This window comes from Pseudoxanthomonas kalamensis DSM 18571 (assembly GCF_010211745.1).
In the GTDB taxonomy this organism is placed as follows: domain Bacteria; phylum Pseudomonadota; class Gammaproteobacteria; order Xanthomonadales; family Xanthomonadaceae; genus Pseudoxanthomonas_A; species Pseudoxanthomonas_A kalamensis.
Genome location: NZ_PDWQ01000001.1, coordinates 692,501 through 705,070 on the forward strand (window position 1 = coordinate 692,501; position 12,570 = coordinate 705,070).

General features: G+C 63.6%; 5 protein-coding genes, 2 tRNA genes and 2 rRNA genes. 5 read left to right on the top strand and 4 right to left on the bottom strand.

Annotated features, from left to right (window positions below; translation table 11 throughout):
• The first annotated feature begins 25 nt into the window (after positions 1–25).
• The 4 genes from CSC70_RS03080 to rrf all read left to right on the top strand — a co-directional run bounded on the left by CSC70_RS03080 (position 26) and on the right by rrf (position 3,553).
• A tRNA-Ala gene (locus tag CSC70_RS03080) sits at positions 26–101 on the top strand.
• Between the two features lie 23 nt (positions 102–124).
• Positions 125–201 (top strand) — tRNA-Ile (locus CSC70_RS03085).
• Between the two features lie 245 nt (positions 202–446).
• Positions 447–3,310: ribosomal RNA gene (locus tag CSC70_RS03090) — 23S ribosomal RNA — on the top strand.
• A gap of 129 nt (positions 3,311–3,439) precedes the next feature.
• Positions 3,440–3,553: ribosomal RNA gene (gene rrf / locus CSC70_RS03095) — 5S ribosomal RNA — on the top strand.
• A 151-nt stretch (positions 3,554–3,704) separates the two neighbouring features.
• Here rrf and prpF read toward each other — a convergent pair.
• Both prpF and acnD read right to left on the bottom strand, forming a co-directional pair.
• Complete coding sequence (gene prpF, locus CSC70_RS03100; protein ID WP_162455152.1) at positions 3,705–4,892, bottom strand: 2-methylaconitate cis-trans isomerase PrpF; 1,188 nt, start codon at positions 4,890–4,892, stop codon at positions 3,705–3,707.
• A 1-nt stretch (position 4,893) separates the two neighbouring features.
• On the bottom strand, positions 4,894–7,509 hold the full coding sequence (acnD, locus tag CSC70_RS03105; RefSeq protein WP_162455153.1) for a Fe/S-dependent 2-methylisocitrate dehydratase AcnD: 2,616 nt from the start codon (positions 7,507–7,509) through the stop codon (positions 4,894–4,896).
• Between the two features lie 326 nt (positions 7,510–7,835).
• Between acnD and rpoH the strand changes: the two genes are divergently transcribed.
• Positions 7,836–8,714, top strand: a complete 879-nt coding sequence (gene rpoH, locus CSC70_RS03110) for an RNA polymerase sigma factor RpoH (protein ID WP_162455154.1) — start codon at positions 7,836–7,838, stop codon at positions 8,712–8,714.
• A 71-nt stretch (positions 8,715–8,785) separates the two neighbouring features.
• On the opposite strand, the gene CSC70_RS03115 is transcribed toward rpoH, so the two are convergent.
• Together CSC70_RS03115 and CSC70_RS03120 are read right to left on the bottom strand one after the other, a co-directional pair.
• Positions 8,786–10,075, bottom strand: coding sequence for an MFS transporter (locus CSC70_RS03115; RefSeq protein WP_246189300.1), 1,290 nt, complete (start codon positions 10,073–10,075; stop codon positions 8,786–8,788).
• Between the two features lie 100 nt (positions 10,076–10,175).
• Positions 10,176–12,365, bottom strand: coding sequence for a primosomal protein N' (locus tag CSC70_RS03120; RefSeq protein WP_162455156.1), 2,190 nt, complete (start codon positions 12,363–12,365; stop codon positions 10,176–10,178).
• Between the last annotated feature and the right edge of the window lie 205 nt (positions 12,366–12,570).

Consider the following 12,570-nt stretch of genomic DNA (forward strand, 5'->3'; position numbering starts at 1 on the left):
GAAGCCCACATGGGCCGCATGCTCCGGGGCCATAGCTCAGCTGGGAGAGCACCTGCTTTGCAAGCAGGGGGTCGTCGGTTCGATCCCGACTGGCTCCACCATCTGGCTTCGGCCTGTACGTTTTGGGTCTGTAGCTCAGGTGGTTAGAGCGCACCCCTGATAAGGGTGAGGTCGGTGGTTCGAGTCCTCCCAGACCCACCATCCCGGTCGGGCGAATACTCTGCATTGCGCACACTAAAAAAGTTCGATGAAACATGCTTGGCGTTGAGGCCGGCATTGTGTTCTTTGACAACTTGGGACGTAGCGAGCGTTTGGATTTTCATCTAGACGTGTCGTTGAGGCTAAGGCGGGGGCATATAAGCCCCTAAACTTGAATGTCGTTGATATTCGCGTTCGTGGTTTGTACCCACGAGCACAGACGACCCTGAGGCGACTTGGGGTTATATGGTCAAGCGAATAAGCGCACACGGTGGATGCCTTGGCGGTCAGAGGCGATGAAGGACGTGGTAGCCTGCGAAAAGCGCGGGGGAGCTGGCAACAAGCTTTGATCCCGCGATGTCCGAATGGGGAAACCCACTGCTTCGGCAGTATCCTGCAGTGAATACATAGCTGCTGGAGGCAAACCCGGTGAACTGAAATATCTAAGTAACCGGAGGAAAAGAAATCAACCGAGATTCCCTCAGTAGTGACGAGCGAACGGGGACCAGCCCTTAAGCTGAGATGGTTTTAGAAGAAGCGCCTGGAAAGGTGCGCCATAGATGGTGATAGCCCAGTATTCGAAAGGGCCACCTCAGTGAAGACGAGTAGGGCGGGGCACGAGAAACCCTGTCTGAACATGGGGGGACCATCCTCCAAGGCTAAATACTCCTGACCGACCGATAGTGAACCAGTACCGTGAGGGAAAGGCGAAAAGAACCCCGGAGAGGGGAGTGAAATAGACCCTGAAACCGTGTGCGTACAAGCAGTAGGAGCCCTTCGGGGTGACTGCGTACCTTTTGTATAATGGGTCAGCGACTTACTGTTCGTGGCAAGCTTAACCGTATAGGGGAGGCGAAGGGAAACCGAGTCTGAAAAGGGCGCATAGTCGCGGGCAGTAGACCCGAAACCGGGTGATCTAGTCATGCCCAGGGTGAAGGTGCCGTAACAGGTACTGGAGGCCCGAACCCACTCCCGTTGCAAAGGTAGGGGATGAGGTGTGATTAGGAGTGAAAAGCTAATCGAACCCGGAGATAGCTGGTTCTCCTCGAAAGCTATTTAGGTAGCGCCTCATATGTATCCTCTTGGGGGTAGAGCACTGTTATGGCTAGCGGGTCATCGCGACTTAGCAAACCATTGCAAACTCCGAATACCAAGACGGACTGTATGGGAGACACACGGCGGGTGCTAACGTCCGTCGTGAAAAGGGAAACAACCCAGACCCACAGCTAAGGTCCCAAATTCAGTGCTAAGTGGAAAACCATGTGGAAAGGCACAGACAGCCAGGAGGTTGGCTTAGAAGCAGCCACCCTTTAAAGAAAGCGTAATAGCTCACTGGTCGAGTCGGTCTGCGGGGAAGATTTAACGGGGCTAAGTACTGAACCGAAGCTTGGGGTGCACACTTTGGTGTGCGCGGTAGAGGAGCGTTCCGTAAGCCTGCGAAGGTGGATTGAGAAGTCTGCTGGAGGTATCGGAAGTGCGAATGCTGACATGAGTAACGATAATGCGGGTGAAAAACCCGCACGCCGAAAGCCCAAGGTTTCCTTGCGCAACGTTAATCGGCGCAGGGTTAGTCGGCCCCTAAGGCGAGGGCGAAAGCCGTAGTCGATGGGAAGCTGGTTAATATTCCAGCACCTCGTGCAAGTGCGATGGAGGGACGGAGAAGGTTAGGCAGGCCGGGCGTTGGTTGTCCCGGTGAGAGAGTTGAGGCGGTGCCCTTAGGCAAATCCGGGGGCGCAACGTTGAGACTAAGGACGAGTCCTTTAGGACAAAGCTGCTGATATCACGCTTCCAGGAAAAGCTCCTAAGCTTCAGCTTGCACAGACCGTACCGTAAACCGACACAGGTGGGTAGGATGAGAATTCTCAGGCGCTTGAGAGAACTCGGGTGAAGGAACTAGGCAAAATAGCACCGTAACTTCGGGAGAAGGTGCGCCTCTTCTGGTGAATAGCTGGGGGAGGCCGAAGTAACCAGGCCGCTGCGACTGTTTACCAAAAACACAGCACTCTGCAAACACGTAAGTGGACGTATAGGGTGTGACGCCTGCCCGGTGCCGGAAGGTTAATTGATGGGGTCAGCCGCAAGGCGAAGCTCTTGATCGAAGCCCCGGTAAACGGCGGCCGTAACTATAACGGTCCTAAGGTAGCGAAATTCCTTGTCGGGTAAGTTCCGACCTGCACGAATGGCGTAACGACAGCGGCGCTGTCTCCACCCGAGACTCAGTGAAATTGAAATCGCTGTGAAGATGCAGCGTTCCCGTGGCAAGACGGAAAGACCCCGTGAACCTTTACTACAGCTTTACATTGAACGTTGAGTTCGTCTGTGTAGGATAGGTGGGAGGCTTTGAAACCGAGGCGCCAGCTTCGGTGGAGCCAACCTTGAAATACCACCCTGATGTGCTTGACGTTCTAACCCAGGCCCGTAATCCGGGTCGGGGACCATGTATGGTGGGTAGTTTGACTGGGGCGGTCTCCTCCCAAAGAGTAACGGAGGAGCTCGAAGGTACGCTCAGCGCGGTCGGACATCGCGCACTGTGTGCAAAGGCATAAGCGTGCTTGACTGCAAGATCGACGGATCAAGCAGGTACGAAAGTAGGACTTAGTGATCCGGTGGTTCTGTATGGAAGGGCCATCGCTCAACGGATAAAAGGTACTCCGGGGATAACAGGCTGATACCGCCCAAGAGTTCATATCGACGGCGGTGTTTGGCACCTCGATGTCGGCTCATCACATCCTGGGGCTGTAGTCGGTCCCAAGGGTATGGCTGTTCGCCATTTAAAGTGGTACGCGAGCTGGGTTCAGAACGTCGTGAGACAGTTCGGTCCCTATCTGCCATGGGCGTTGGAGATTTGAGAGGGGCTGCTCCTAGTACGAGAGGACCGGAGTGGACGAACCTCTGGTGTTCCGGTTGTCACGCCAGTGGCACTGCCGGGTAGCTATGTTCGGAAGCGATAACCGCTGAAAGCATCTAAGCGGGAAGCGCGCCTCAAGATGAGATCTCCCGGGGCACAAGCCCCCTAAAGGAACCATCAAGACCAGGTGGTTGATAGGTCAGGTGTGTAAGTGCAGTAATGCATTGAGCTAACTGATACTAATGATCCGTGTGGCTTGACCATATAACCTCAAGTTGCCTTGGACTCGACGAAACGTCGGAGAGAATCCAGGTTAACGCTACGTCCCAAGACCCTATGTGAGACAGGCGCCGCCCGTAGCTTCGGCACGGATGTGCGACGCTCCACCGTCTCCCTGGTGAAATTAGCGCTGTGGCACCACCCGATCCCATTCCGAACTCGGAAGTGAAACGCAGCTGCGCCGATGGTAGTGTGGGCTTCCCATGCGAGAGTAGGTCATCGCCAGGGTCTTTACCCGGAACCCCCAGTCGCAAGGCTGGGGGTTCTTCTTTTTGCTTTTCTGGGGTGTCTGCCGATGGCGGACGATCCGATTCCGGCATGAAAAAAGCGCGCGACTTTCGCCACGCGCCTTGCACGCCGACGATTCCGGTCGCCGTATCTAGAAGGCGTCGCCCGGTACGCGGACGCAACCTTCCATCAGGATCCGGGCGCTGCGGCTCATCACCGCCTTGGTCACCGTCCACTGGCCATCGACCTGCTGCACGGCCGCGCCAACACGCAAGGTGCCGGAGGGATGACCGAAGCGGACTGCGTCGCGCTGCCCACCGCCTGCCGCCAGGTTGACCAGCGTTCCCGGAACGGCCGCCGCAGTGGCAATGGCGACGGAGGCGGTGCCCATCATCGCGTGGTGCAGCTTGCCCATCGACATCGCCCGCACATTAAGGTCGATGTCGTCGGCCAGAATCGATTTGCCCGCCGATGTCGCGTATTCCGCCGGTGGCGCGACGAAGGCGACCTTCGGCGTGTGCTGGCGGCTGGCCGCTTCTTCCGGCGTCTTGATCAGACCCATGCGCAGCGCGCCGGCCACGCGGATGGCTTCCATCTTGTTGAGGGTCGCCGGATCGCCATTGATCGCAGGTTGCAGTTCGGTACCGTCGAAACCGATGTCAGCGGCATTGACGAACACGGTCGGAATGCCGGCGGTGATCATCGTGGCCTGCAGACCGCCGATGCCGGGCACGTCCAGCGTATCGACGACATTGCCGGTGGGAAACATCGAGCCGCCGGCTTCGTCCTCGTCGGCCGGGTCGAGGAATTCCAGCACGATCTCGGCGGCCGGGAAGGTCACCCCGTCCAGTTCGAAATCGCCGGTTTCCTGCACCTGGCCGCCAGTCACCGGCACGTGGGCGATGATGGTCTTGCCGATATTCGCCTGCCAGATGCGTACGACACAGGTGCCGCTTTCCGGTATGCGAGCCGGATCGACGTAACCGGCGTGCAGCGCGAAGGCGCCGGCGGCCGTGGACAGGTTGCCGCAATTGCCGGACCAGTCGACGAAATCGCTGTCGATCGACACCTGGCCATACAGGTAATCCACATCGTGATCGGGTTTTGCGGACGGCGACACGATCACGCACTTGCTGGTGCTGGAGGTCGCCCCACCCATGCCGTCGGTCTGCTTGCCGTAGGGGTCGGGCGAACCGATCACACGCTGGAACAGCTTGTCGCGCGCCGCTCCCGGAACTTGCGCCGAGGCCGGCAGGTCTTCCCGCCGGAAGAACACGCCCTTGCTGGTGCCGCCACGCATGTAAGTGGCGGCAATGCGGATCTGCGCAACGTGGCTCATGTCAGGCCGCCTTCGACGATTCGAGAAAATCCTGGGCGAAACGCTGCAGCACGCCGCCGGCTTCGTAGATCGAGACTTCTTCGGCGGTGTCGAGGCGACAGATGACCGGGACGTCGATGCTTTCGCCATTGCGTCGATGCACGATCAACTTCAGGGTCGCGCGCGGGGTGCGTTCGCCGATGACGTCGTAGGTTTCGCTGCCGTCCAGGCCGAGCGTCTTGCGGTTGGTGCCCGGCTCGAACTCCAGCGGCAGCACACCCATGCCGATCAGGTTGGTACGGTGAATTCGCTCGAAGCCCTCGGCGACGATCGCCTCGACCCCGGCCAGGCGCACGCCCTTGGCCGCCCAGTCGCGCGAGCTGCCCTGACCGTAATCGGTGCCGGCGACGATGATCAGCGGCTGCTTGCGATCCATGTAGGTCTCGATCGCCTCCCACATGCGCATGACGGTGCCGTCCGGCTCCAGCCGGGTCAGCGAGCCTTGCTTGACCTCGCCGTCGACCACCGCCATTTCGTTGATCAGCTTGGGGTTGGCGAAGGTGGCGCGCTGCGCGGTCAGGTGATCGCCGCGATGGGTGGCGTAGGAATTGAAGTCCTCTTCCGGCAAACCCATTTTTGCCAGGTATTCACCGGCGGCGCTGCTGGCGAGGATGGCATTGGACGGCGACAGGTGGTCAGTGGTGATGTTGTCGCCGAGCACGGCCAGCGGGCGCATGCCGGTGAGCGTGCGCTCGCCGGCCAGCGCGCCTTCCCAGTACGGCGGACGGCGGATATAGGTGCTCTGCGGGCGCCAGTCGTACAGTGGGTCGATCTTGTCGCCGGACTCGACGTGCAGCTTGAACATCGGTCCGTACACGCTGCGGAACTGTTCCGGCTTCACGCTGGCGGCGACGATGGCGTCGATCTCCTCGTCGCTCGGCCACAGGTCCTTCAGCGTGACCGGCGTGCCGTCGGCATCGACGCCCAGCGCGTCCTGCTCGATGTCGAAGCGGATGGTGCCGGCGATGGGGTAGGCAACCACCAGCGGCGGCGAGGCCAGGAACGCCTGCTTGGCATAGGGATGGATGCGGCCGTCGAAGTTGCGGTTGCCCGACAGCACGGCAACCGAATACAGGTCGCGGTCGATGATTTCCTGCTGGATCTTCGGGTCCAGCGCGCCGCTCATGCCGTTGCAGGTGGTGCAGGCGAAGCCGACGATGCCGAAGCCCAGTTGCTCCAGTTCCGGCAGCAGACCGGATTCCTGCAGGTACAGCTGCACCGCTTTCGAACCCGGCGCCAGCGAGGTCTTCACCCACGGCTTGCGCAACAGGCCGCGTGCGTTGGCGTTGCGCGCCAGCAGGCCGGCGGCGATCACGTTGCGCGGATTGGAGGTGTTGGTGCAGCTGGTGATGGCGGCGATGATCACCGCGCCGTCCGGCATCAGGCCCTGCGCCTCTTCCGCCTTCGCCGCGGCCAGCTTGGCCTCGTCGGCCAGTCCGCGCTCGTGCAGGGCGGTGGTCGGCAGGCGCCGGTGCGGGTTGGAGGGACCGGCCATGTTGCGCACCACGGTGGACAGGTCGAAGCTCAGTACGCGCTCGTAGCGCGCGTCCTTCAGGGCGTCGGACCAGTAGCCGGCGTGCCTGGCATAGGTTTCCACCAGTTTGACCTGCTCGTCCTCGCGGCCGGTCAGTTTCAGATAATCGATGGTCTGCGCGTCGATGTAGAACAGCGCCGCGGTGGCGCCGTACTCGGGGCACATGTTGGAAATGGTCGCGCGGTCGCCGATGGTCAGGCTGTCGGCGCCTTCGCCGTAGAACTCCAGGTAGGCACCGACCACCTTTTCCTTGCGCAGGAACTCGGTCAGCGCCAGCACGATGTCGGTGCAGGTGATGCCCGGCTGGCGGCGTCCGGTCAGTTGCACGCCGACGATGTCCGGCAGCCGCATCCACGAGGCGCGGCCGAGCATGACGTTTTCGGCTTCCAGGCCGCCGACGCCGACCGCGATCACGCCCAGCGCATCGACATGCGGGGTGTGGCTGTCGGTGCCGACGCAGGTGTCGGGGAAGGCGACGCCGTCCTGTACGTAGACCACCGGCGACATCTTCTCCAGATTGATCTGATGCATGATGCCGTTGCCGGGAGGGATGACATCGACGTTGCGGAACGCGCGCTTGGTCCAGTTGATGAAGTCGAAGCGGTCGGCGTTGCGGCGGTCCTCGACCGCACGGTTGCGGGCGAAGGCGTCCTTGTCGAAACCGGGATATTCGACCGCCAGCGAGTGATCGACGATCAGCTGGGTCGGGACCACCGGATTGACCTGGGCCGGATCGCCGCCCTTGTCGGCGATCGCGTCGCGCAGACCGGCCAGATCGACCAGCGCGGTCTGGCCGAGGATGTCGTGGCAGACCACGCGCACCGGGAACCACGGGAAGTCCAGGACGCGCCGACGCTCGATCAGCTGGGTCAGGTAATCGTGCAGCCGGTCCGGATCGGCGCGGCGGACCAGGTTCTCGGCATGCACGCGCGAGGTGTAGGGCAGGCCGTCCCAGGCGCCGGGGGCGATGGCCTCAACTGCGGCGCGGGCGTCGAAGTACTCCAGCGAGGTGCCGGGCAGGGGTTTGCGGTAGTTGGTGTTCATGGCGGGCATCCGGTGTTCGGGGCTGGCACGGACTGGCGGGGATCGGGGCGGAAGGCGCCGGACCGGCGGATCGGGAGGACAATCTGGCACCGGAGAACCCATTGATCAATCTTGATGGATGCGATCAATGCATCTGCCGGCAAGCGGTTTTCCCGACAGCGACCGCGCGGGAAACGACCGGCGTGGCGACCCTGTCCACAAGCAAACCTCAAGTGATTGATTCTGAATGATAAAATTTCTGCCTTCGGCAGCCGTTCCAGCCGCGGAACACAGGGAACTATCGGCCGGATTAGCAGTCAAACCCCGTGATTGCTAAGATGAATTCCATGAGCCAGAACATGACATCCACAGCCTTGGTTTCCCACAGCCTGCCGGTGCCCAGCGCGCTGGGTTCGCTGGAGGCCTACATCGGCGCCGTGCACCAGATTCCGGTGCTGTCGGTCGACGACGAGCAGGCGCTGGCCCGCCGTTTTCGCGACGATGACGATCTGGATGCGGCCCGCGAACTGGTGCATTCGCACCTGCGCTTCGTCGTTCACGTCGCCCGCGGCTACAGCGGCTACGGCCTGCAGCTGGGCGACCTGATCCAGGAAGGCAACATCGGCCTGATGAAGGCGGTCAAGCGCTTCGACCCCGACCAGGGCGTGCGCCTGGTCAGCTTCGCCGTGCACTGGATCCGTGCCGAGATGCACGAGTTCATCCTGAAGAACTGGCGCATCGTCAAGGTCGCCACGACCAAGGCGCAGCGCAAGCTGTTCTTCAACCTGCGCAAGGCCAAGACCCGCCTCGGCTGGCTGAATGCCGAAGAGGTCAGCGCGGTCGCCCGCGACCTCAACGTGTCCGAGCGCGAAGTGATGGAAATGGAATCGCGCCTGTCCGGCCGTGACATCGGTTTCGATGCTCCGTCCGGCGAGGACGATGATCACGCGCCGCCGGCGCCGGCCAACTATCTGGTCGCGCACGAGGAAGATCCGTCGCAGGCCTACGAGCGCGCCGACAGCGAGGACAACCAGCTTGAGCTGTTGCGCGAAGGCATGGCCAGCCTGGATGCGCGTTCGCGCGACATCGTCGCCCGCCGCTGGCTGGACGCCGACAACAAGGTCACCCTGCAGGAACTGGCCGACGAATACGGCGTGTCCGCCGAGCGCATCCGCCAGATTGAGGCCAATGCGTTGAAGAAGATGAAGGCGCTGTTCACCGCCTGATCACGTGTACTGCGTGAAACGAAACGGCCCGAATCGCTCCGGGCCGTTTCCATTTGTGCGACGATGCCGTTTCAGTCGAGGTCGATCCGCGAGTTGCGCCGGGTATCCGGCATCCACAGGTAGACCAGCAGCGAGAGGGCGATGCAGGCGGTGACGTAGCCGTAGAAGCCGCGCTCGAAGCCGATGTGCTTGAACCACAGTGCCACGTATTCGGCGCTGCCGCCGAACAGGGCCACGGTCAGCGCATACGGCAGGCCGACGCCGAGCGCGCGGATCTCGACCGGGAACAGTTCGGCCTTCACCACGGCATTGATCGAGGTGTATCCGCTGACGATGACCAGCGCCGCGAGGATCAGCCAGAAGGCCTGCGCGGGACTGGACGCATGCTGTAGCGCGGACAGGATCGGCCAGGTGCACAGGGTGCCGAGCACGCCGAAGGCGATCAGGATCGGGCGTCGGCCGATCCGGTCCGAAAGCGCGCCGACCAGCGGTTGCAGCAGCATGAAGACGAACAGGGTCGACGCGTTGATCAGGCTCGCCGTGCTGTTGGCGATACCGGCGCTGTTGACCATGAACTTGTGCACGTAGGTCGTGTAGGTATAGAAGGCCAGGGTGCCGCCCATGGTCAGGCCGACCACCGTCAGCACCGCGCGCGGATGCTTCGCCAGTTCGTGCAGCGTGCCCTGGCGCGCGTTGTCGGCGGCCGATGCGATGGTTTCGCTGCGTTCGAACGACTCGCTTTCGACCATCGCCCGCCGCAGCCACAGCGCCACGACTGCGGCGATGGCGCCGATCACGAACGGGATCCGCCAGCCCCAGGCGCGCAGTTGCTGTTCGTCCAGGAACAGCCGTTGCAGCGCGATCAGCACGCCGAGCGCGATCAGGTGGCCCATCACCAGGGTCACGTACTGCATGCTGGCCCAGAAACCGCGATGCCCGCGCGAAGCGACTTCACTCAGATAGGTTGCCGAGGTGCCGTATTCGCCGCCCACGCTCAGCCCCTGCAGCAGCCGCGCCAGCACCAGCAGGACCGGCGCGGCCATGCCGATGCTGGCGTGGACCGGCGTGCAGGCGATCAGCAGCGAGCCGCTGCACATCATCGTCACCGACAGCATCAGTGCGCGCTTGCGGCCGTGGCGGTCGGCGTAGCGGCCAAGCATCCAGGCGCCCAGCGGACGCATCAGGAAACCGACGGCGAAGATGGCCGACGTTTTCAGCAGCTGGCTGGTGCGGTCGCCGCCGGGGAAGAACGCTTCGGCGAAATACAGCGAGAACGCCGCGTAGACATACCAGTCGTACCACTCGACCAGGTTGCCGATCGAGCCGCTGAAGATGCTGCGCAGGCGGTGCGCGGGAGTCATTCCGGGTCCGGCAGTCGGGGCCATTCGTTGTCCGCGGGCGGGCGTCGCCACGATTCTGGCGGTTGCGGGCGTCGGCGTCACGCCTTGCGCGAGTCGGGTCTCAGTACAGGTCGATCGGATCCACGTCCAGCGACCAGCGGGTCTTGCGTGCGTCAGGCAGCGCGTGAATCTTCGGCATGGCCGCTTCCAGCGCGGCGTGCAGTTCGCGACGCGAGGACGCGGACAGCAGCAACTGCGTGCGATGCATGCCGGCGCGCAGCGGCATCGGCGCCGGCAGCGGGCCGCTGAGCTCGACCTGCTCGGCGCAGGCCGGCAGCAGGGTATCGCGGGCCGCGCGCAGGAAATCCATCGGCGGTCCGGCATGCTTGGCTTCGGCGCGCAGCAGGGCCAGATGCGCGAATGGCGGGAAGCCGGCGGCTTCGCGCTGCTCCAGTTCCTGTTCGGCAAAGGCGTGATAACCGCCGCGGATCAGCGTCTGCAGCAGCGGGTGCTCCGGGTGATGGGTCTGCAACACGACTTCGCCCGGCTTGCCGGCGCGCCCGGCGCGCCCTGCTACCTGCACCAGTAATTGCGCCAGCCGTTCGCCGGCGCGGAAGTCGGCCGAGAACAGCCCTTCGTCGATGCCGACCACCACCACCAGGGTCAGGTGCGGCAGGTCGTGGCCCTTGGCCAGCATCTGCGTGCCGATCAGGATGCCGGGGCGGTCTGCGAGTTCGTGCAGATGCTTTTCCAGCGCGTCCTTGCGGCGGGTACTGCCACGGTCGATGCGCAGCACCGGCACGTCGGTGAATTGCTCTGCCAGCAGTTCCTCCAGCCGCTCGGTGCCGACGCCCTGCGGCTGCAGGGCGAGGCTGGCGCAATCCGGGCAGGCCGGTGGCGACAGCTTGCGATAGCCGCAATGGTGGCATTGCAGACGCCGGCCGCCGTTGTGCGCGGTCAGCGGGGTGTCGCAGCGCGGGCAGCGCGCGCTCCAGCCGCAGTCGTGACAGAGCAGCACCGGCGCGTAGCCGCGGCGGTTGCGGAACACCAGCACCTGGCCACCGGCATCCAGCGCGGCGCGCACCGCGTCCAGCACCTGTTGCGACAGTCCGGCCTGCAGCGCACGCTTGCGCACGTCGATCACCCGCACCTGCGGCGGCTTCGCTTCGCCGGCGCGCCGGCTCAGGCGCAGCAGTCGGTAACGGTCGTTGCGCGCGTTGTACAGGCTTTCCAGCGACGGCGTTGCGCTGCCCAGCAACACCGGAACCTCCAGCGCCTTGCCGCGCACCAGAACGAAATCGCGGGCGTGGTAGTGGATGCCGTCCTGTTGCTTGTAGCTGGCGTCGTGTTCCTCGTCGACGACGATCAGCCCGGCGTCCGGCAACGGCACGAAGGCGGCCGAACGGGTGCCGACGATCACCCGCGCCTCGCCGCGCCAGGCCGCCGCCCAGGTGCGCGCGCGTTCGTTGTCGTTCAACCCGGAATGGCTGGCATGCACCGGCACGCCGAGACGGCTGCGGAACCGCGCCAGCAGTTGCGGGGTCAGGCCGATTTCCGGCACCAGCACCAGCGCCTGCTTGCCACGGGCCAGGCAATCGGCGATGGCCTGCAAATAGACCTCGGTCTTGCCGCTGCCGGTCACCCCGTCCAGCAGGAATGGCGCGAAGCCGTCGGTGGCGCGGACCGATTCGATCGCCGCGCGCTGTTCGGCGTTGAGCGCCGGTCCGGGGTGCGGCAACGGCGCTTGCGACGAGGCCGGCACCGCCAGGCGTTCGACATGGCCGCGCGCGGCCAGGCTGCGCATCGGCGTTCGCCAGCCGTCCAGCAGCCGGTCCAGCGCGTCTTCGTGCAACACCGCCGCGTGCAGGTGTTCGGCCAGCCGACGCGGTCGGCTGTTCTTGCGCAGGCCGGGCAGGGCCTCGATGCCGGCTTCGGTCAGTTGCCAGGCCCAGGCATGGGTGTCCGGCAGCGGTTCGCCGCGGCGCAGCGCGGCCGGCAGGGCGGTGGCCAGTACTTCGCCGAGGGGAGCCTGGGTGTAGCGCGCCAGCCAGCGCAGCGAGGCCAGCAACTCGCCTTGCAGCAACGGTTCGGGATCCAGCCAGGCCAGCGCGGTGCGCAGGTCGCCGACTTGCGGGTCTGTCGGCGCGATTTCGACCACGGTGCCGACCAGCTCGCGCGGGCCGAACGGCACCCGGACGCGGCGGCCGACAGCATCCGCGCCGACCGTATCAGTGTCCGGTGGCAGGTAGTCGAAGGCCTGCGGCAACGGCAAGGGCAGGGCGATGCGCAGGACGGATGCGGCGGCGGACATCGGCTCAGTGTAACCAGCGTCCTTGCCTCGTCAGCGGGCCGCGGCGCGGGACTACAGTTGCGAAGGAAAGCTGGCTCGCGATTGATGAGAATCACGCAAGCTGCTGCCGCGCATGGAGATTCCCGCTTATCCACACAGCTTGTGGATAAAACTGTGCATGGGCTTGTGGCTTCACGGCCCGGACGCCGTATCACAAGCCTGTCAT